At 63.4% G+C, this 19,882-nt stretch carries 16 protein-coding genes and 1 pseudogene; 3 read left to right on the top strand and 14 right to left on the bottom strand.

Annotated elements, in window-relative coordinates:
* Window positions 1-3: 3 nt before the first annotated feature.
* On the bottom strand, window positions 4-1,131 hold the full coding sequence (locus KMZ29_RS13990; protein WP_215619826.1) for an efflux RND transporter periplasmic adaptor subunit: 1,128 nt from the start codon (window positions 1,129-1,131) through the stop codon (window positions 4-6).
* Between the two features lie 156 nt (window positions 1,132-1,287).
* Here KMZ29_RS13990 and xth point away from each other — a divergent pair, with 156 nt between their 5' ends.
* Complete coding sequence (gene xth, locus KMZ29_RS13985; RefSeq protein ID WP_215619825.1) at window positions 1,288-2,079, top strand: exodeoxyribonuclease III; 792 nt, start codon at window positions 1,288-1,290, stop codon at window positions 2,077-2,079.
* A 60-nt stretch (window positions 2,080-2,139) separates the two neighbouring features.
* Here xth and KMZ29_RS13980 read toward each other — a convergent pair whose 3' ends face one another.
* From KMZ29_RS13980 to KMZ29_RS13925, 12 genes are all read right to left on the bottom strand, one after another.
* Window positions 2,140-2,958, bottom strand: a complete 819-nt coding sequence (locus KMZ29_RS13980) for a tetratricopeptide repeat protein (RefSeq protein WP_215601834.1) — start codon at window positions 2,956-2,958, stop codon at window positions 2,140-2,142.
* Window positions 2,945-4,669: a dihydroxy-acid dehydratase gene (gene ilvD / locus KMZ29_RS13975; protein WP_215619824.1), complete on the bottom strand. Its 1,725-nt coding sequence runs from the start codon at window positions 4,667-4,669 to the stop codon at window positions 2,945-2,947. The genes KMZ29_RS13980 and ilvD overlap by 14 nt, the downstream gene beginning before the upstream one ends.
* Window positions 4,670-5,377: 708 nt before the next feature.
* Complete coding sequence (locus tag KMZ29_RS13970; RefSeq protein ID WP_215619823.1) at window positions 5,378-6,349, bottom strand: tripartite tricarboxylate transporter substrate binding protein BugD; 972 nt, start codon at window positions 6,347-6,349, stop codon at window positions 5,378-5,380.
* Between the two features lie 57 nt (window positions 6,350-6,406).
* Window positions 6,407-7,648 carry a threonine synthase gene (locus KMZ29_RS13965; RefSeq protein ID WP_215619822.1) on the bottom strand — a complete coding sequence of 414 codons (1,242 nt, stop codon included), beginning with the start codon at window positions 7,646-7,648 and terminating at the stop codon, window positions 6,407-6,409.
* Between the two features lie 161 nt (window positions 7,649-7,809).
* Window positions 7,810-9,231 carry a dihydrolipoyl dehydrogenase gene (gene lpdA, locus KMZ29_RS13960; RefSeq protein ID WP_215619821.1) on the bottom strand — a complete coding sequence of 474 codons (1,422 nt, stop codon included), beginning with the start codon at window positions 9,229-9,231 and terminating at the stop codon, window positions 7,810-7,812.
* Between the two features lie 133 nt (window positions 9,232-9,364).
* Window positions 9,365-10,714, bottom strand: a complete 1,350-nt coding sequence (locus KMZ29_RS13955) for a pyruvate dehydrogenase complex dihydrolipoamide acetyltransferase (RefSeq protein WP_215619820.1) — start codon at window positions 10,712-10,714, stop codon at window positions 9,365-9,367.
* Window positions 10,715-10,716: 2 nt separating this feature from the next.
* Window positions 10,717-11,022 (bottom strand): DUF5076 domain-containing protein, encoded by a 306-nt coding sequence (locus tag KMZ29_RS13950; protein WP_215601827.1) that lies wholly within the window; start codon window positions 11,020-11,022, stop codon window positions 10,717-10,719.
* 3 nt (window positions 11,023-11,025) lie between these two features.
* Window positions 11,026-12,438, bottom strand: a complete 1,413-nt coding sequence (locus KMZ29_RS13945) for a pyruvate dehydrogenase complex E1 component subunit beta (RefSeq protein ID WP_215619819.1) — start codon at window positions 12,436-12,438, stop codon at window positions 11,026-11,028.
* A gap of 34 nt (window positions 12,439-12,472) precedes the next feature.
* Window positions 12,473-13,495 (bottom strand): pyruvate dehydrogenase (acetyl-transferring) E1 component subunit alpha, encoded by a 1,023-nt coding sequence (gene pdhA / locus KMZ29_RS13940; RefSeq protein ID WP_215619818.1) that lies wholly within the window; start codon window positions 13,493-13,495, stop codon window positions 12,473-12,475.
* A 153-nt stretch (window positions 13,496-13,648) separates the two neighbouring features.
* Window positions 13,649-13,966, bottom strand: coding sequence for an FtsB family cell division protein (locus KMZ29_RS13935; RefSeq protein ID WP_215619817.1), 318 nt, complete (start codon window positions 13,964-13,966; stop codon window positions 13,649-13,651).
* 66 nt (window positions 13,967-14,032) lie between these two features.
* Entirely contained in the window at window positions 14,033-14,590 is a 558-nt protein-coding gene (locus tag KMZ29_RS13930) for an NADPH-dependent FMN reductase (protein ID WP_215619816.1), read from the bottom strand.
* Between the two features lie 222 nt (window positions 14,591-14,812).
* On the bottom strand, window positions 14,813-15,952 hold the full coding sequence (locus tag KMZ29_RS13925; protein ID WP_215619815.1) for a zinc-binding dehydrogenase: 1,140 nt from the start codon (window positions 15,950-15,952) through the stop codon (window positions 14,813-14,815).
* Window positions 15,953-16,295: 343 nt separating this feature from the next.
* On the opposite strand from KMZ29_RS13925, the gene KMZ29_RS26725 reads away from it, so the two are divergent.
* Complete coding sequence (locus tag KMZ29_RS26725; RefSeq protein WP_249779951.1) at window positions 16,296-17,483, top strand: D-alanyl-D-alanine carboxypeptidase family protein; 1,188 nt, start codon at window positions 16,296-16,298, stop codon at window positions 17,481-17,483.
* 15 nt (window positions 17,484-17,498) lie between these two features.
* Here KMZ29_RS26725 and eno read toward each other — a convergent pair whose 3' ends face one another.
* On the bottom strand, window positions 17,499-18,782 hold the full coding sequence (gene eno / locus KMZ29_RS13910; protein WP_215619813.1) for a phosphopyruvate hydratase: 1,284 nt from the start codon (window positions 18,780-18,782) through the stop codon (window positions 17,499-17,501).
* A 176-nt stretch (window positions 18,783-18,958) separates the two neighbouring features.
* Here eno and KMZ29_RS27075 point away from each other — a divergent pair.
* Window positions 18,959-19,609 (top strand): annotated as a pseudogene (locus tag KMZ29_RS27075) (Vgb family protein); the annotation flags it as partial.
* Window positions 19,610-19,882 lie beyond the last annotated feature (273 nt).

Raw genomic sequence — 19,882 nt, 5'->3', positions numbered from 1 at the left:
CGGTCAGGCCCCCGCTTTGGCGCCGCGCGGCGCGACAGGAGTCCCCTCCGACAACAACAGTTGCCCGTCTACGATGACATCCTCGCCGCCGGACAGCCCGCTGGCGATCACGGATGATCCCTGAAAGGTGCGGCTGACCGTCACCGGCTGAACGTGGGCCTTGCCGTCCTTCATGACGAAAACGAAATTGCCGCTCTGGCTGCGCTGCACGGCGGCCGTGGGCACCGTCACGCCGTCCTCGGTGCGAATGATGAGCCTGGTATTCACCAGCGTCCCCGGCCACAGGGTCTCGTTCTCGTTGTTCATGATGCCGCGCACGGTGACCATGCCGGTGGTGGCATCGACCGTGTTTTCGACCATCGCCACCTTGCCGTCCTCGGATCGCTGGTGGCCCGGGATGGTGGCAATCACCTTGGAGCCCCCGGCCGCCATGGCATCGCGCAGCTCGACCAAAGCGCGCTGCGGGATGGCGAAGGTCACATAGACCGGCGCCATCTGATTGATGACGGCGAGCGGCGCGGTATCGGCAGGCCGGACGAAATTACCGACCTTCACATTGGCGACGCTGATCCGTCCCGAAAACGGCGCGCGGATGGTGGTGTAGCTCTTTTGGACCCTCAGATTGTCCAGCGCGGACTGGTCCGCCTTGATGGTGCCGGTCAGGATATCGGCCTGGGTCTTGGCGTTATCGAGGTTGACTTGCGTGGTCGCGCCCTTGCCGATCAGGTCGCCGAAGCGCCGGACGTCGCGTAGCGCGGCTTCGAGCTGCGCCTGATCCTTGGCGAGCACGCCCTCGGCCTGCTCGATCAGAGCATCGATCTGGCGCGCGTCGAGCGTAAACAACAGATCGCCCTTGTTGACCTTGGCGCCGTCTTCGAAATGGACGGAGACGATGGTGGTTTCGACCCGCGATTTCAGCGCCACGCTGGAAATCGGCGTTACCGTTCCGATCGAATCGACATCGACCGGCACCGGCTTGCGCTCGGCCTTGGCCAGTTCAACCGACACCACGCGGGCCCGGGGCGGTCCCTGGACACTGCCGCCGCTCATCCATGACGTACGGGTTACATAGGCCGCCAGCGCCGCGATGCCGAGCGCGCCCGCCAGAATCATGAGGTTTCGTTTTTTCATCGCATTTCACGTCGGCCGGTCCACCTGCGACCGGGACGGTCCGTTCCTGCCCCTTGATGGCGACCTTCCGCCTTGTTCTAAACGGTTATCACAGCGCCGCCGCGCATGGTATGCCAGTGAACCCAAAATTTGTCGTTACTTGCCCGGAAACCCCTGATGCGTATTGCTACGTGGAACGTCAATTCGGTCCGGCAGCGGATCGACCATCTCCTGGTCTGGCTGAAGGACTGTGCGCCCGACATCGTCTGCCTGCAGGAGATCAAGTGCGTCGACGAGGCGTTTCCGCGGCTGGAAATCGAAGCGCTCGGCTACAACGTGGTCACCCATGGCCAGAAGACCTTCAACGGGGTGGCGCTGCTGTCCAAGCTGCCGTTCGATGAAACCAAATCAGGCCTGGCGGGCGACGACGAGGATGCCCACGCCCGGTTTCTGGAGGGCGTGGTCCAGCTGAAACGCGGCGTGCTGCGGATCGCCTGCCTCTATCTGCCCAACGGCAATCCACCAGAGACCGAGAAATATCCCTATAAACTCAAATGGATGTCACGACTTTTTGAGTATTCGAAGCAGCGGCTTAAAGCGGAAGAGCCGCTGGTGCTGGCCGGCGATTTCAACGTCATTCCGGCGGCGCAGGATGTCCATAACCCCGCCGCCTGGGTCAACGATGCCCTGTTCCGCCCGCAGACCCGGGAAAGCTTCCAGTCGCTGCTTGGTCTCGGGTTGACCGACGCGGTGCGCGCGGTCACCGATGCCCCCGGACAATACACCTTCTGGGACTACCAGGCGGGCGCGTGGCAGAAGAACCACGGCCTGCGTATCGATCATCTGCTGCTGTCGCCGCAGGCCAGCGACCGGCTGATCGACGCCGGCATCGACAGCTATGTGCGCGCCTGGGAGAAGCCGTCGGACCACGTGCCGGTCTGGATCGATCTCGACCTGGAAGCGGCCTGACGGCTGCGATTTGAGGGAATGGCGGGCACGTCTCGCCCGCGCCACGGACTGAGTTGGACGTCAGTCCTTGCGGCCCTGCACCCAGTGCTCGAGCATCTGCAGCGCCATCGCCCGGTCGTTCTCGGACGCCCTGGCGATCGCCTTGTTGTAGCTTTCCTTGATCCAGGTCTCGTCGGGCGCCGCGCTGTCGCGCGCCAGCGTCAGCCACATCAGCCCGCGGGCGCGCTGAGGCGGCATCTGATCGCCGTTGAACAGCATCTGGCCGAGCATGGCCTGCGCCTGATGCTGGCCCTTCTGGGCGGCAAGGCCGAGCCAGCGCGCGCCGTAGCGGAAATCGTCCCGCGACGAGCCGGCGCTCTTGAGATAGAGCCGGGCCAGATCGTATTGCGCGTCGGCATTGCCGAAATACGAAGCGGCGTAGGAAAACATCTCGCGCGCCCGGTCCGGATCCGACTTGATCTTCGAGTTGGGAATGCCCTTGAGGTAGTAGCGGCCGAGCGCCACGAAGGCGTTGGCAACGACCCCGGCCTGCGGCGCCGACGGACTGTCTTCGGCATGCTGGTTGGCAATGCGGCTGAAATATTCGAAGGCGCGCAGGTCGTCCTGGGCGACGCCATCGCCGTCGGCGTACATCCGGCCCAGTTTCCATTGCGCGATCGGGTGGCCGCCCTCGGCGGCATATTGCAGCGAAGTCAGCGAGGTGGTCGAGGCCGCCGGCGGAACCGCCTTCTTCAGGGCCGCTGCGGCGCCGGGCTGAGCCGAAACCACCGGAATAGCCGTATCCGCGTTGACCGGCGCGCCGTCGAATCCGAAGGCCGGAGCCGCCACCGGGGCGGCCCCCAAAATCAACGCAAGAATGATACGCCTAGATGTCCGCATAACACTGCTTCTCGTGCGCACCGCCCGGATGGGTTACAGCGCCATCCACCGCCGGCCCAACCTGCTGGGCATATTTCCAGAGCACACCCGATGTATGATTGGTCTCTCGGGGCTTCCATTTGGTCTTACGTTCGGCGAGCTCGGCGTCGGTCAATTTTACGTTAAGAGTCCCGACGTCGGCGTCGATTTCAATGATATCGCCGTCCCGCAGCAGCGCAATCGGCCCGCCAATGGCCGCCTCCGGCCCGACATGGCCGATGCAGAACCCTCGGGTCGCGCCGGAGAACCGGCCATCGGTGATGAGGGCGATCTTGCCGCCCATGCCCTGCCCGGTCAGCGCCGCCGTGGTCGAGAGCATTTCCCGCATGCCGGGACCGCCGCGCGGCCCCTCATAGCGGATCACGATGACCTCGCCCTCTTTGTAGGTCTTCTTCTGGACAGCCTCGAAGGCGTCCTCTTCGCGATCGAAGCAGCGGGCCGGCCCGGTAAATTTCAAATTCGACATGCCCGCGACCTTCACGATCGCGCCCTCGGGCGCGAGATTCCCCTTCAGGCCGACCACACCGCCGGTGACGGTGATCGGCTTGTCGGCGGAACGCACCACGTCCTGGTGCGGATTCCATTTTACGCTTTTGAGGTTTTCGGCGATCGTCCGGCCCGTGACGGTCAAGCAATCCCCGTGCAGGTGGCCATTGTCGAGCAGCGTCTTCATCAGAAGCGGTATGCCGCCAACCTCGAACATGTCTTTGGCGACATAACGGCCGCCCGGTTTCAAATCCGCGACATATGGTGTTTTTTTGAAGATTTCCGCCACGTCGAACAGGTCGAACTTGATGCCGCATTCGTGGGCGATCGCAGGCAGGTGCAGTGCAGCATTGGTCGATCCGCCGGAAGCGGCCACCACGGCCGCGGCGTTTTCCAGCGAGCGGCGGGTGACGATGTCCCGCGGCCGGATATTCAGCGCGATCAGCTCCATCACCTTCTCGCCCGCGGTCATGCAGAACGAGTCGCGGATTTCGTAGGGCGCGGGCGCCCCGGCCGAATACGGCAACGCCAGCCCGATGGCCTCGGAAACCGTTGCCATGGTGTTGGCGGTGAATTGTGCACCGCACGCGCCAGCGGACGGGCAGGCCACCCGCTCGATTTCGTCGAGGTCGGCATCGGACATTTCGCCGACCGAATGCTTGCCGACCGCCTCGAACATGTCCTGCACCGTGACCTGCTGGCCGCGGAAATTGCCCGGCAGGATCGAGCCGCCATAGATGAAGATCGAGGGCACGTTGAGCCGGACCATCGCCATCATCATGCCCGGCAACGACTTATCGCAGCCGGCGATCCCGACGAGGGCGTCGTAGGCGTGGCCGCGCATGGTCAATTCGACGGAATCGGCGATGCATTCCCTTGAAGGCAGCGACGAGCGCATGCCGTCATGGCCCATGGCGATGCCGTCGGTGACGGTGATGGTGCAGAATTCGCGGGGGGTGCCGCCGGCGGAGGCGACGCCCTTCTTGACCGCCTGGGCCTGCCGCATCAGCGAGATGTTGCAGGGCGCGGCCTCGTTCCAGCAGGACGCCACGCCGACAAAGGGCTGGTGGATCTGCGCGGTGGTCAGTCCCATGGCATAAAGATACGACCGGTGCGGTGCCCGCTCCGGGCCCTCCGTCACATGACGGCTCGGCAGTCGCTTCTTGATGTCGGTCCTGGCGTCCATCGCGAACCTGTTTCCCCGGCCAACTCTTGTTAGACCCGGGAATTGAGCAGGTTCCCTTCGCCTTCGCGAGCGCCGTGGCCGTAAGCCTACGAAGGAATGATTTCATTGAGGGGTGTGGCCAAATAGCGGCGCGTGCAAGCGCTTGCTGCGATGACGGTTAAATCTTCGCTGACTGTTGCGGCCAAGCAACAATCGTGGCGCATCGGCAACCATGGGCTGATTGCATCCAGTGTTATGGCTCATCCATACATCCACAGGATGTGGCTTCCCGCGGCGCGAGGCGAATTTTGTCCCTCTGAAGAAAAGAGGGTGCAGGGAAAGCCGGGTGCGCGCTGCACCCGCGGTCTCGTGTGCAAAGTGTGCATCAAGAAACGCACACGAGCATACAGGTTCAGCGGAGGCAATCCGGCCTTCCCTGCGCAATGGTTTTACGGCTTATGCCGTGCTCTTGTGTCTGCAAAATCTGTCATGTGCGAACGGGCGGTTCTCACCAACCGCCCGACGCTGCCGCGTCCACCGCATCTCAACCCGCGTTCGTGACGATCGCGACCCGCCCCTCTTGCCGGGTGAGACGGGCGAACTGATAAATCTGATTTACCCGACGGGTTAAGCGATACCTTGCCCGTCGGGTTAATTTGCCGCAGCCGCAGTGCCGTAGAGGTTACTCACTGCTCTGGAACCTCATGGTGAGGTCGGCAATTCGCCGGTTCAATTCACCTTGACGTCGGCGGCCTTGATCATAGGCCACCATTTCGCAATCTCGGCCTTCTGCCAGCTGCCGAGCGCCTCCGGCGACAGCTTATCCTTCGGCGGCATCTGCAGACCGAGGTTTTCCAGCTGCTTGCGCACGCCCGGATCGTTCAGCGCATCGACCGCGGAAGCGTTGAGCTTGGCGACAATATCCTTCGGCGTCCCCTTCGGCACCCACAGGCCCGACCACAGCGTCATGTGGAACCCGGGCAGGCCGGCCTCGTCCGTGGTCGGAATCTCCGGTGCCGAGGCGCCGCGCTTGGTATCGGTGACGGCATAGGCGCGGATGGTGCCGGCGCGCACCTGGTTGATGGAGTTGGAAAGCTGATCGACGATCAGATCGATCTGCCCGGCCACGAGATCATTCATCGCCGGCCCGGTGCCGCGATACGGCACATATTGCAGTCTGACGCCGGTGACGTTCTGGAAATAAAGCCCGGCGATATGACTTCCCGAACCGGCGCCAGCGGTGCCGGCGGTAGCCGGGGTAGGCCGCGCCTTCAGCCACTCGATCAGCTCCTTCAGCGATTTTGCCGGAACCGCATTCTTGCTGACGAGAACCATCGGATTGCTGGGCAACAGCGCCACCGGCTCGAGGTCGGCCACGAGGTCGTAGCCGAGCTTGTAGATCGCGCCGTTGGCGACGTGGGTGCCGAGATGGCCGAAACTGATGGTGTAGCCGTCGGGCGGCGAGCGCAATGCGCGCCCGACCCCGATCGAACCGCCCGCGCCGGTCACGTTCTCGACCAGGACGGTTTCGCCGAGCGTTGTCTTCATCCGCTCGGCCAGTATCCGTGCCATCACATCGGACGGACCGCCGGCGGCAAACGGCACCACGATGGTGACGGGATGCGACGGGAAATTATCCGCGCGCGCGACGCCGCCCGATAACAGCATCGCGATCAAGGCAGTCAGGACTGTTCTTCGCATCACACCCTCCCCTTGCGCCGCACCATTCTGACGATGGATTACGGCTCTTACGATGGATTACAGCTTAGCGTAGTCGATCGGTTGATGACGATCGAGGGTGCGCGTGACCGGCGGCAGCGGATATTTGAGCCCTGTCGCGCAATTGAACAGCATCACCCGGTCATTTTTCGTCACACGGCCATCGGCAAGGCTTTGCTTGTAGGCAGCATAGGTCGCCGCACCTTCCGGACACAAGAGCAAGCCTTCTTCGCGCGCGACTTCGTTGAGCGCAGCAGAAATCTTCTCGTCATCAACCGCAATCGCAAATCCCTTGCTCTCCCGCACCGCGCGCAGGATAAGAAAATCCCCGATCGCCTGCGGCACGCGGATTCCCGACGCAATGGTGTGGGCATCCTCCCAGCGCGGCGCATGCTCGGTGCCGGCCTCGAAAGCCCGCACCATCGGCGCGCAGCCTGCCGCTTGCACCGCGATCATGCGCGGCCGTTTGCTTCCGATGAAGCCGATGGCTTCGAGTTCGGCGAACGCCTTCCACATACCGATCAGGCCGGTACCGCCACCGGTCGGATAGAAGATCACGTCCGGCACGTCCCAGCCGAGTTGTTCGGCGAGTTCGAGGCCCATCGTCTTCTTGCCCTCGATCCGGTAGGGCTCCTTCAGCGTCGAGGTGTCGAACCAGCCGGCCTTGGCCTTGCCCTCGCCGACGATCTTGCCGCAATCGTCGATCAATCCGTTGACGCGATAGACGGTGGCGCCCTGCAGCTCGATCTCGCTGACGTTCACTTCCGGCGTATCGGCCGGGCAGAAGATCGTGGTCTTGATGCCGCAGGAGGTCGCATAGGCGGCCAGCGCCGCGCCGGCATTGCCGTTGGTCGGCATCGCCATGTGCTTGATGCCGAGCGCCTTGCCCATCGACACCGCCATGACAAGCCCGCGCGCCTTGAACGAGCCGGTCGGCAGCCGGCCCTCGTCCTTCACGATGATTTCGCCGCCGCCGATCTTCTTCGCCAATTTCGGCAGGCGGATCAGCGGCGTCGTCACCTCGCCAAGGCTGACGGCGTCGGCCGCCTTGCGCACCGGCAGCATCTCGCGATAGCGCCAGAGATCGGCCGGGCGCTGCGCCAGCGCATCCTTTGTCAAAGCCTTCTTCACGCCGGCGAGGTCGTAGCGCACCAGGAGCGGCTTGCCGGCCTTGGATAGGTTGTGAACCTGGTCAGCAGGATATCGATCGCCCTCCATCGCGCATTCGAGATGGGTCACGAAGGTCGGGCGTTCGATCGTCAGATTGTCATTGTCTTTCACGTGTCGTTCTTTCTTGTCCCAGCGGTCTTGCTATCCGTCATTGCGAGGAGCGTCAGCGACGAAGCAATCCATAGCACCGCGAGTGGATAAGTGGATTGCTTCGCGGAGTTTATCATCGGGCGCGCGTTCGCGCGACCCGTTGGCTCGCAATGACGGCGGTCTTACGTATTCAACACCCGGCCATAGGCATCCAGTACGGCTTCCTTCATCATCTCCGACAGCGTCGGATGCGGGAATACGGTGTGCATCAGTTCTTCTTCCGTCGTTTCCAGGTTCATGGCCACCACGTAGCCCTGGATCAGTTCGGTGACTTCGGCGCCGATCATGTGCGCGCCGAGCAACTGGCCGGTCTTCTTGTCGAAGATCACCTTGACCAACCCCTGATCCTCGCCGAGCGCGATTGCCTTGCCGTTGCCGACGAAGGGAAAGCGCCCGACCCGGATTTCGCGGCCGCCCTCTTTCGCCTTCGCCTCGGTGAGGCCGACCGATGCAATCTGCGGATGGCAATAGGTGCAGCCGGGAATCAGGTTCTTGTCCATGGCATGCGGATGCAGGCCCTTGATGGCCTCGACGCAGACCACGCCCTCGTGCTCGGCCTTGTGTGCCAGCATCGGCGGGCCCGCGACGTCGCCGATGGCGTAGATGCCCGGCACATTGGTCTTGCCGTAGCCGTCGATCACGACGCAGCCGCGGTCGGTCTTGACCCCGAGCTTTTCGAGCCCGAGATTTTCGATGTTGCCGACCACGCCGACCGCCGAAATCACCCGCTCGAACTCGACCGCCTGCGGCTTGCCCTTGCCGTCATCGATGGTGGCGACCACGCTGTCGCTCTTCTTCTCGAGTTTTGTGACTTTGGTGCCGCTGAGGATCTTGATGCCCTGTTTCTCGAAGCGCTTGCGCGCGAGGCCGGCGATCTCGGCGTCCTCGACGGGCAGGATCTGCGGCAGCACCTCGACCACGGTGACGTCGGCGCCCATGGTGTGGAAGAATGACGCGAACTCGATACCGATCGCGCCGGAGCCGACCACCAGTAGCGACTTCGGCATCCTCTCCGGCACCATTGCCTCGAAATAAGTCCAGATCAATTTCTTGTCGGGCTCGAGCCCCGGCAGCACCCGCGGCCGCGCGCCGGTGGCGAGGATGATGTGCTTGGCCTGGTAGGCGCCCTCGCCCAGCGCGCCCTTCGGCGCCTCGACAGCGGATTTCTTCACGGTGACTTTGCCGGGTGCATCGATCGAGGCCGCGCCCCAGATCACCGTCACCTTATTCTTCTTCATCAGGAAGCCGACGCCGTCGTTGAGGCGCTTCGAGACCCCGCGCGAGCGCTGCACCACCGCCTTCGGGTCGTACGAGATCTTCTCGGCCGAGAGCCCGTAGTCCTTGGCGTGCTGCATGTAGTGATAGATTTCCGCCGAGCGCAGCAGCGCCTTGGTCGGGATGCAGCCCCAGTTCAGGCAGATGCCGCCGAGATAGGATTTCTCCACGATCGCGGTCTTGAAGCCGAGCTGCGCGGCGCGGATCGCGGTGACGTAGCCGCCGGGGCCGGAGCCGATGATGATGATGTCGAAGGAGGTGTCGGCCATGATTACTCGCTCATTCTCATCGTTCAACCGGATCGACTGTTCGCCTCCGTCATTGCGAGGAGCACTTGCGACGAAGCAATCCATGCTTCCGGTCGTGAAATGGATTGCTTCGCTGCGCTCGCAATGACGGCTGTCACACCATCATCATGACGGGATTTTCGATCAGCATCTTGAAGGCGCCGATCAGCTCGGCGCCGAGCGCGCCGTCGATGGCGCGGTGATCGCAGGACAGCGTCACGCTCATCATCTGCGCGATCTCGATCTTGCCGGCACGGACCACGGGGCGCTCCTCGCTGGTGCCGACCGCCAGGATCGTCGCATGCGGCGGATTGATCACGGCGGTGAAGTGATTGATGCCGTACATGCCGAGGTTCGACACCGCCGTGGTGCCGCCCTGGTATTCCTCCGGCTTGAGCTTGCGCGACCGGGCGCGCGCGGCAAAATCCTTCATCTCGGCGGAAATGGTCGAGAGCGACTTGGTTTCGGCCTTGCGGATGATCGGCGTGATCAGCCCGCCGGGCATCGCCACCGCCACGCCGATGTCGGAATGCCGGTGCTTGACCATGCCGCCTTCGGTCCAGCTCACGTTGCAATTGGGAATCCGCTGCAGCGCGATCGCCATCGCCTTGATGACGAAGTCGTTCACCGACAGCTTGTAGAGTGGCTTCTTTTCGTTGTCCTTCGGCGCGGCGGCGTTGATCTCCTCGCGGGCCGCGAGCAGCTTGCCGATGTCGCAGTCCATGGTCAGGTAGAAGACCGGCACCGTCTGCACCGATGCGGTGAGCCGCTGCGCAATCGTGCGGCGCATGCCGTCATGCGGCACGATCTCGTAGGAGCCTTCCTCAAATAGCGCGAGGATCTGCTTGTCCGACATCGACGGTGCAATGCTCGGCGCGGCCGCAGGCGCTGCAGCCGGCGCCTTCAGTCCCCTGCCGGATTTTGCATCCTCGACGTCGCGGGCGACGACGCGGCCATGCGGGCCTGATCCGTTGATGCGCGCGAGTTCAATGCCGGCTTCCTTTGCCAACCGGCGCGCCAGCGGCGACGAAAACGTGCGGGCATGGCCGTTGGCCTGTGGCGCAGGCGCGGCCTGCGGCGCGGGAGCCGCGGCGGCAGGCGCAGGAGCCTTGGCCGCGGAAGGAGCTGCAGCAAGTGCCGGCGCGGGCTTCGCGGCCGCGTCAGCCGCCGGAGCCGCCTTCGGCGCGGCGGCGGCCCCTGCCCCCGCCGACTTCACGTCCTCGCCGTCACCGGCCAGCACCGCGATGACGTCGTTGACCGCCACATCCTGGGTGCCCTCGGGCACCAGAATTTTCGCAATGGTGCCCTCGTCGACCGCCTCGACTTCCATGGTCGCCTTGTCGGTCTCGATCTCGGCGATGACGTCGCCGGACTTGACCTTGTCGCCCTCCTTCTTGAGCCACTTGGCAAGGTTGCCCTTTTCCATCGTGGGCGACAGCGCAGGCATCAGAATATTGATTGGCATTGTCAGTGACCCTGTTGCGACCGCGGCGTGGTGCTGCCCAGGTCGGTCGGCCGCGCGATTTCGGATTCGAACATGTCGACGATGCGCGCCAGCGCATCCTCCTCGGTGTACTCGCTCTCGCGCGCATAGGCGCGCGCGGCATGGCGCGCGATATCGACCAGGAGCAGGCCCCACATATCCGGCTCCTCGAACGCGCGCTGGAACGCGATGGACAATCCGCCATCGACGACGAAGGCGCGCAACACCTCCGTGGCGTCATCACGGCCCATGACGTCCGGAGGCAATGGCTGCTCCCTAGGCCCGGCCATGGCCTACCTGTAACAAACGGCTTTGGCGGCCGCGACCACTTCGGCCGCGGAGGGCAACGCCAGCTTTTCGAGATTGGCGGCATACGGCATCGGCACGTCCTTGCCCGACACCCGCGCCACCGGCGCATCGAGATAATCGAAAGCGTGTTCCATGATGCGGGCGGCGATCTCGGCGCCGACGCCATTCTGTTGCCAGCCCTCCTCCACCGTCACCGCGCGGCCGGTCTTCTTCACGGACGCCACGATGGTTTCGGTATCCATCGGACGCAGCGTGCGCAGATCGATCACCTCGGCCTCGATGCCTTCCTTCGCCAGTTCTTCGGCCGCCTTCAGCGCGTAGCTCATGCCGTTCGACCACGAGACGATCGTGACGTGACCGCCCGTTCTCACCACGCGCGCCTTGCCAATCGGGATCACATAATCGTCGAATTTCGGCACCTCGCCGGTGTGGCCGTACAGCATTTCGTTTTCGAGGAAGATCACCGGGTTGGGATCGCGGATCGCAGCTTTCAAGAGGCCCTTGTAGTCGGCGGCCGAATACGGCGCGATCACCTTGAGGCCGGGAATCTGCGAATACCAGGCCGAATAATCCTGGCTGTGCTGGGCGGCGACGCGGGCGGCGGCGCCGTTCGGGCCACGGAACACGATTCCGCAGCCCATCTGGCCGCCCGACATGTACAGCGTCTTGGCCGCGGAATTGATGATCTGGTCCATCGCCTGCATGGCGAAATTGAAGGTCATGAATTCGACGATCGGCTTCAGGCCCGCCATCGCCGCACCGACGCCGATGCCGGCGAAGCCGTGTTCGGTGATCGGGGTATCGATGACGCGCCTGGCGCCGAATTCCTGCAGCAGTCCCTGCGTGACCTTGTAGGCGCCCTGATACTCCGCGACTTCCTCGCCCATCACGAAGACGTCCGGATCGCGCCGCATCTCCTCGGCCATCGCGTCGCGCAGTGCTTCGCGGATGGTGATGGTCACCATCTCGGTGCCGGCGGGCACTTCGGGATCGGGTTCGGCAACAGCCGCGGGAGCGACGGAGGCGGTGGGGGCCGAAATCATCGGCTTGCCCTCGCCGGCCGGCGAGCGCGACTCGGCCACTTCCTGCGCGACACTGGGCGCGACCGGAGCCGCCTTCGGAGCCGGCGCCTTGCCGAGATCGGCTGTTGTCTCGCCGTCGGCCAGAATGGTCGCGATCGGCGTATTGACGGCGACGTCTTCGGTGCCTTCCGGGATCAGTATCTTGCCGAGGGTGCCCTCATCGGTGGCCTCGACTTCCATCGTCGCCTTGTCGGTTTCGATCTCGGCGATGACATCGCCCGATTTGATCGCCTCGCCCTCCTTCTTCAACCATTTCGAAAGGTTGCCTTTCTCCATGGTCGGCGACAGCGCAGGCATCAGCACTTGAATTGGCATGGTAACTCCAGGAAATTCGCTCTCTCGTCTGCGCTCAGCGATAAACGTCGGTCCACAATTCGGACGCATCAGGCTCGGGATCGTGCTGCGCGAAGTCGGCGGATGCGTTGACGATCTCACGCACCTCGGCGTCGATCGCCTTCAAGTCCTGTTCGCTCATCTTGGCCGCCAGCAGGCGATTGCGAACCTGCTCGATCGGATCCTGATCCTGGCGGACCTTTTCGACCTCCTCGCGGGTGCGGTATTTCGCCGGATCCGACATCGAATGGCCGCGGTAGCGGTAGGTCTGCATCTCCAGGATGTAGGGCCCGTTGCCGGCGCGGCACCACGCGACCGCCTCGTCGCCGGCGGCCTTCACCGCGCGGACGTCCATGCCGTCGACCTGCTTGCCGGGAATGTTGAAAGAGATGCCGCGCTTGGAAAAATCGGTTTGCGCGGAGGCCCGTGTCACCGAGGTGCCCATGGCGTAGCGGTTGTTCTCGATGATGTAGATGACAGGCAGCTTCCACAGCTCCGCCATATTGAAGCTTTCGTAGACCTGGCCCTGGTTCGAGGCGCCGTCGCCGAAATAGGCCAGGCTGACATGATCGTTGCCGCGGTAGCGGTTGGCAAAGGCAAGGCCGGTGCCGAGCGACACTTGCGCGCCGACGATGCCGTGGCCGCCGAAGAAATTCTTCTCCTTGCTGAACATGTGCATGGAGCCGCCCTTGCCTTTGGAATAGCCGCCATGGCGTCCGGTCAATTCGGCCATCACGCCCTTGGCTTCCATCCCGCAGGCCAGCATATGCCCGTGGTCGCGGTATCCGGTTATGACCTGATCGCCATTTTTCAGGGCCATCTGCATGCCGACGACGATGGCTTCCTGGCCGATGTAAAGGTGGCAGAAGCCGCCGATCGCGCCCATGCCGTAGAGCTGGCCGGCCTTCTCCTCGAAGCGCCGGATCAGCAGCATGTCGCGCAGTGCGCTGAGTTCCTGTTGCCTGGTGAATTCCGGAGGGGAGCCGTTAGCCTTTTCCTGTCCCGTTTCCTTTGTGACGCTTTTCTTCGGTGCGGCCATGGCAATTCCGGATGAGAGAATGAATAGCCCTCTCTATCCCAACTCAAACCGCCATGAAAGGATTGCGTGACGCGGCGAATAATTCGCTATGCCGCAGTGCAATGCGACGCGACATTTTCGAAACTGATTTCGATGGATTTTGAAATATGACGATTACTTCGGATGGATGGTCCGGACCAGATCGCGCGGATTGGCGTAATCGAGCTGATAGCGCGCGCGCTCGTCCAGCATGTCGGGATCGACCCGGTCGGACCTGAGCAGCGATACCCGCTGCTCGCCCTCGGCGCGTTCGCGCTTCAACCGCGCCAGCTCCGACGTCAGCGCGATGATCTCCTGGTCGAGTTCCTGCCGCGCATTCAAGCCGTATTTGCCGGTATAGGCGTTGACACCGAAATAGCCGACCATGGCCGCCGCCATCGTATAGAGGGCGAGCCCCGTCAACAGGGATTTGAGTCGGGAGCGCGAAACCATGGCACAACCATGCGGCGGCGCGGTTAACGGAAGACTAATACCTGCCCGCGCCGCCCTCGCGCCTGCCTATTTGTTTTGCTTTTCGACGAAGACCGCAAAAGCGTCGATATATTGCTGCAGCACCTTCTGCACCGATTCCTTGGTGAGATTGCCCTTGTCGTCGAAGGCGTCGCCGACGCCGTTCAGATAGATTTCCGGCTGCCCCATGATCGGGCCAGCGATGCCCGGCATGATGTTCTGCAGATGCTTGACGGCGGCGACGCCGCCGAGCGCGCCCGGCGAGTTGCCGACGATGCCGATCGGCTTGCCGAGGAATGAACTCTTGCCGTAGGGACGCGATCCGACGTCGATGGCGTTCTTCAACACGCCGGGGATCGATCGATTGTATTCCGGCGTCACGAACAGCACCCCGTTCGACTTCTGCAGTTTTTCGCGGAATGCCACCCAGTCAGCCGGAGGCGCCGCTTCCAGATCCTGATTGAAGAACGAAATGTCGTGCAGGGTGACGACGTCGAGCTTGAGCGTCGCCGGCGCGAGCTTGGCCAGTGCGTTGGCGATCTTGAGTGAAAAACTCTCTTTGCGGAGGCTGCCGGCAATAACGACGACGTTGTACGGGGTGGCCATGGAATTTCCTTTTGACGCAGGGTGCCGGAACGGCTCGGCCCCAGCCTAGCCATGCCGCGGAAAGATGCAAGTGCATGAATTGTCAAAATCTGGGCGAGCGAGCGCCCGAAAGCGAACGGGCCGCCCCGCCCGGGACAGCCTGTCGTTTCAAATCCTTTGAGCCCCGATCAAATCACCGGATTCCACGGCGCCGGAATCAGCCGGTATTTCGCGCCGTCCTTCTCAACCGCCCTTGTTCGGATTGATCAGGTATTTTTCGCCGGTGGAACGCTTGTTGTAGATGGCGATGTGGGAAAGCTGCAATGCCTCCTGCAGCGACACCACTTGCGTGTAATGGCTGGCGAAGGTGGTCTTGAGCTCGGAAGCCACGCGCTGGCGCAGCCTGCCAATTTCGGCCGGGCCGATCTTCTGCAGGAACGGCGTCAAGAGCCAGCCGCCGACACCCCAGCTGAGACCGAACGTCCGGCTCAATTCGGTCGGACGGTTATCGAGGCTGCCGTAGATATAGACCTGCTTGTACACGTTCGAGCCGTAGCGGCTGTATTCCTTCGCCGTCTTGTTGGCGGCGATCTCCATGCAGGTGAGAATCTGGCCTGCCAGCTTGCCACCGCCGATGGCGTCGAACGCGATCGTTGCGCCGGTTTCCACCAGCGCGCTGGTGAGGTCGTCCATGAAGGTCGGCGCCGTTGAATCGACGACATATTTGGCGCCGATCTTGTGCAGGATGTCGGCCTGCTCCTTGCTGCGTACGATGTTGACGAGGCCGATGCCGTCCTTGATGCAGATCTTGTTGAGCATCTGGCCGAGGTTCGATGCGGCGGCAGTGTGCACCAGCGCCTTATGACCTTCGCGCCGCATGGTCTCGGTCATGCCGAGCGCGGTCAGCGGATTGACAAACCATGACGCGCCGTCGGCAGGCGAAGCGCCGGCCGGCAGCTCCATCACGTCCCTGACCTTCAGGACCCGGTACTGCGTGTACATGGCGCCGCCGATCATCGCGACCGTCTTGCCTATCAGCGCCCTGGCGGCATCCGACGATCCGGTCTTGATCACCACGCCCGCACCCTCATTGCCGACCGGCATCGATTCATCGAGCCGCGCCGACATCATCCTCATGGCAGCTTCCGGCATCCTGGCTGTTACGACGGGAGCATCCCTGGTGCCTGAAGCCTTGGCGGTCGACATATCGGCCTGGCCGATCAGCAGCCCGAGATCGGACGGGTTGATCGGCGCGGCCTCGACACGGACCACAACTTCGTCGTCAGCCGGTTCGGGCGTCGGGACATTCACCAGCGACAGTTCGAGTTCGCCGCTCTTCTTGAGCAGCGAGCGCAGTTGCAGTCCGGTCTTGGTGTCACCCATACTCATTTTCCTCCTGCCTGCGGTTCAGCATCCTATTGCCGATCCGTGCTTAGCTTCAGAACCATTGGCGGTATGGTCTCGGCCGGCAATGATGTCCAGCCGTATCAGCGATTTCAGTCAAGGCCTTCGCATGCCTATTCCGCCCGCGCACATCAGCCGACGATGGCGAAGGTCGCGCCCCAAAATGGGCTGCGGCGGCGCGTTGCACTCTGGCAACACCTTCCTGGAAACAGTCATGACCCGCCGAATTCGCCCTTGCGCGTCCTCATTGTCCCCCGAAACTTCAGGCGTCGGATGCTTGGCTGTGCAACCTGGCTCATTGGAGTCGCTGGAGGCTGGAACCATGAACCCGCGACGATCGGCAACAGTAGCAGCGGCGCTTTTTCCAGCCGTGGTCATTGCAGGTTGGGCTTTCGTCAGCCTTGCCGGCCTTGGTTCACCTCGTATCGAGAACGCCGCAGCGGCGCACGTCGTGGACCGCCTCGCGCCATTGCTGACCGCCAGCGTCGACGTCGCGGCCGCGCCGCAGGCCAATGCGCCGCAATCAGTTGCAATGAGCTACGTCGCGCCCGATACGCCCGAAGTGGCCGCGGCCGCCGAACTTGTGGCGAAGCCCTTCGCCGATACGATGCCTGTCACCGATACAACAACAACAGAGGCGGCATCGCGCCCCTTCGTCGTTGCCGCACTGACCGATCCGGCGGAAGTTCTGCCAGCGGAAATCCCGCCCGCGCAGGCGCCAACCGCAAGCACGGCCGATGCGCCGCCCGAGGACGCCGCGACGACAGCCGGCCGCATCGAGATTGTCGGCGAGTGCCTGGTGGCGAAGCCCTGCATCGACCAGTTCCTCTGGGCGCTCTACCAGCGGACGCCCAAGGAGGACACCATCAAGGAGCGTGAGCTCAGGAAAGTAACGGTCAAAAGGAAGGGCAAACTGGTGACTGTCACCAGAAGCTTTACCAGACTGGTCGATAACGATTTCACGTGGAAGGATCCCAAGGCGGCGGAACGAGCCGGCATGTCGATGATGGACTACGTGATCGGCGGCATGGATCGCAGCTTCAAGATAAAGCTGTTTCATGCGCTTCACGCCGCGGAGGCCGCCGGACTGCAACCCGGCATCACCAGCGCGTTCCGCGACGACTATCGTCAATCGATCGCAAGCGGCCTGAAAGCGGCGAGCGACAGGTCGTACCACGGCGGCAGTTTCCGCGGCGGCTATGGCCACGGGCTTGCGGCTGATATCGTGAGCGTCAATGGCGAGACGCGGGCGAAGCGGTGGGTTTCGACCGAAGCCCTCTGGAAATGGGTCGATGCAAACGGGAAGCAGTTCGGAATCGGCCGACCGTATCTCGGTCGCGATCCCCCGCATGTGGGGCCGATCGACGGCCAGGAATACGCCTCTCGCCGCGGCGGAGCGAAGGCCGCGGACGCGGATGTGAAGAAGCGCCACCGGCAGGCCGCGCACGTGAAACCGTCCGCGGCGAAACGGCCGGTCGTCGCAAGATCGTCGAAGGGACGAACGATCTGACGATTTCTGAAGGCGCTACGCCAGCGCCTTGAGCGCCGCCCTGCCCGCATATTTCGCCTGGCCGCCCAGTTCCTGCTCGATGCGCAGCAACTGGTTGTACTTGGCGGTGCGGTCGGCACGCGCCAGCGAGCCGGTTTTGATCTGGCCGCAGTTGGTGGCGACCGCGAGGTCGGCGATGGTGGAATCCTCGGTCTCGCCCGAACGATGCGACATCACGGCGGTGTAGCCGGCCTTGTAGGCCATCTCGACGGCGGAAAGCGTTTCCGTCAGCGTGCCGATCTGGTTGACCTTGACCAAGATGGAATTGGCGCGGCCGTTCTTGATGCCGTCGGCAAGCCGCGTCACGTTGGTGACGAACAGGTCGTCGCCGACCAGCTGGCACTTGCTGCCGATCAGCCCCGTCAGTTCCTTCCAGCCGTCCATGTCGTCTTCGGACATGCCGTCCTCGATCGAGACGATCGGATAGCGCGAGGCGAGATCGGCGAGATATTTGGCCTGCTCCGAACGCGAGCGCGTCTTGTTTTCGCCGCCGTAGACGTAACTGCCGTCCTTGAAGAATTCGGTGGCGGCGCAATCCAGCGCCAGCATCACGTCGCCTCCTGCCTTGTAGCCGGCCTTGCCGATCGCGCCCATGACGAATTCGAGCGCCGCATCCGCCGACGGCAGGTTCGGCGCGAAGCCGCCCTCATCGCCGACGTTGGTGTTGTGGCCGGCCTTCTTCAGCTCCGACTTCAGGGTGTGGAAGATTTCCGAGCCGCAGCGCAAAGCCTCTGCGAACGTCGCAGCACCCACCGGCATGATCATGAATTCCTGGAAGTCGATCGGGTTGTCGGCATGCACGCCGCCATTGATGATGTTCATCATCGGCACCGGAAGCGTGCGCGCCGAGGTGCCGCCGACATAGCGATAGAGCGGCATGTCGAAGGATTCCGCGGCCGCCTTGGCGCAGGCCAGCGAGACGCCGAGAATGGCGTTAGCGCCCAGCCGGCTCTTGTTCGGCGTGCCGTCGAGATCGATCATGATCTGGTCGATCTGGACCTGCTCCTCGACCGCCATGTCGCTCAGGGCCTCGAAGATCTCGCCGTTCACGGCGGCCACGGCCTTCTGCACGCCCTTGCCGAGATAGCGCGCCTTGTCGCCGTCGCGCAGTTCGACCGCCTCATGCGCGCCGGTGGACGCGCCCGACGGTACCGCCGCGCGGCCGATCGAGCCATCTTCCAGCACCACATCGACTTCGACCGTGGGATTGCCGCGGCTGTCGAGAATTTCGCGGCCGATGATGTCGACGATGGCTGTCATGTCCTGTGCTTCCCTTGATAGTGCTGGCTTGGTTGGGGCGCGTCTTACACGGCGCGCAAGCAAATGTGAACGCTTGCCCCGCGGCCTTGCCCTGACGGGGGACATGGTCGGGCTATGCTGCCTAAAGGTCGATCTTAGCGTCCAAGCCTTCCTTCTCATAAGCCCAAGGTAACGCAATGAATCGCCGTCAGTTTCTCGTTTCAACGGCCGCCGGAATCTTTGCCGCGCCGGCGCTGTTGCGCGGGGCCGTCGGCCAGGAAGGCCCGTTCCGGGTGAAATATTATCCGGTCGCCGCCGGCATGGGCTCGCGCGACGTCGCGCCCGCCCCTGATGGTGCGGTCTGGTTCTGCGGCCAGCACAACGGCGCCCTGGGGCGGCTCGATCCGCGGGACGGCTCGTTCAAACTGGTCGATCTCGGCAAGGGCGCCGCCCCCCACGGGGTCGTCATCGGCCCCGACGGGGCGCTCTGGGTGACCGAGGGCGGGCAGAATGCCATTGCCCGCGTCGACCCCGGCAATCACAGGGTGACCCTGTTCCGCCTGCCCGAAAAGGAGGCCTACGCCAACCTCAACACCGGCGTGTTCGACAACAGCGGGATCTACTGGTTCACCGGCCAGTCCGGCATCTACGGCCGGCTCGAACCGAAGTCGGGTGACATGACCGTGTTCAAGGCGCCGCACGGCCACGGACCTTACGGCATCACGGTGACACCGAAGGGCGACGTCTGGTACGCCTCGCTCGCGGGCAATCACATCGCCAAAATCGATCCGTCGACCGGTCACGCGACCGTGGTCGAGCCGCCGACGCCCCATCAGGGCGCGCTGCGGGCGTGGTCGGATTCAAAAGGCCGGCTCTGGGTCAGCGAATGGAACAGCGGCAACGTGTCGGTGCACGATCCTGCCGACGGTTCCTGGAAAGCCTGGAAACTGCCGGGCAACGCCCCCCGCACCTATTCGGTCTATGTCGATGACAAGGACAGGGTCTGGCTGACCGATTTCGCGGCCAATGCGATCGTGCGCTTCGATCCCGCGACGGAGAAATTCAACGCGTTCCCCAGCGACAAGCCCGGCGCCAATGTCCGGCAGATGGCCGGCAGGCCG

Origin of the sequence: Bradyrhizobium sediminis (assembly GCF_018736085.1) — a bacterium.
Taxonomy (GTDB): Bacteria; Pseudomonadota; Alphaproteobacteria; order Rhizobiales; family Xanthobacteraceae; genus Bradyrhizobium; species Bradyrhizobium sediminis.
Note: the sequence above shows the minus strand (reverse complement) of the source record. Positions and strands in the feature narration are given on the sequence as shown.

What these genes read in the sequence shown, in the direction of transcription:
- KMZ29_RS13955 (WP_215619820.1), bottom strand. Translation starts at nt 10,714, where the DNA reads ATGCCAATCAATATTCTGATGCCTGCGCTGTCGCCCACGATGGAAAAG.
- ilvD (WP_215619824.1), bottom strand. Translation starts at nt 4,669, where the DNA reads ATGGACGCCAGGACCGACATCAAGAAGCGACTGCCGAGCCGTCATGTG.
- KMZ29_RS13980 (WP_215601834.1), bottom strand. Translation starts at nt 2,958, where the DNA reads ATGCGGACATCTAGGCGTATCATTCTTGCGTTGATTTTGGGGGCCGCC.
- KMZ29_RS13950 (WP_215601827.1), bottom strand. Translation starts at nt 11,022, where the DNA reads ATGGCCGGGCCTAGGGAGCAGCCATTGCCTCCGGACGTCATGGGCCGT.
- KMZ29_RS13925 (WP_215619815.1), bottom strand. Translation starts at nt 15,952, where the DNA reads ATGGGTGACACCAAGACCGGACTGCAACTGCGCTCGCTGCTCAAGAAG.
- KMZ29_RS13970 (WP_215619823.1), bottom strand. Translation starts at nt 6,349, where the DNA reads ATGCGAAGAACAGTCCTGACTGCCTTGATCGCGATGCTGTTATCGGGC.
- eno (WP_215619813.1), bottom strand. Translation starts at nt 18,782, where the DNA reads ATGACAGCCATCGTCGACATCATCGGCCGCGAAATTCTCGACAGCCGC.
- xth (WP_215619825.1), top strand. Translation starts at nt 1,288, where the DNA reads ATGCGTATTGCTACGTGGAACGTCAATTCGGTCCGGCAGCGGATCGAC.
- lpdA (WP_215619821.1), bottom strand. Translation starts at nt 9,231, where the DNA reads ATGGCCGACACCTCCTTCGACATCATCATCATCGGCTCCGGCCCCGGC.
- KMZ29_RS13935 (WP_215619817.1), bottom strand. Translation starts at nt 13,966, where the DNA reads ATGGTTTCGCGCTCCCGACTCAAATCCCTGTTGACGGGGCTCGCCCTC.
- KMZ29_RS13945 (WP_215619819.1), bottom strand. Translation starts at nt 12,438, where the DNA reads ATGCCAATTCAAGTGCTGATGCCTGCGCTGTCGCCGACCATGGAGAAA.
- KMZ29_RS13930 (WP_215619816.1), bottom strand. Translation starts at nt 14,590, where the DNA reads ATGGCCACCCCGTACAACGTCGTCGTTATTGCCGGCAGCCTCCGCAAA.
- KMZ29_RS26725 (WP_249779951.1), top strand. Translation starts at nt 16,296, where the DNA reads ATGAACCCGCGACGATCGGCAACAGTAGCAGCGGCGCTTTTTCCAGCC.
- pdhA (WP_215619818.1), bottom strand. Translation starts at nt 13,495, where the DNA reads ATGGCCGCACCGAAGAAAAGCGTCACAAAGGAAACGGGACAGGAAAAG.
- KMZ29_RS13990 (WP_215619826.1), bottom strand. Translation starts at nt 1,131, where the DNA reads ATGAAAAAACGAAACCTCATGATTCTGGCGGGCGCGCTCGGCATCGCG.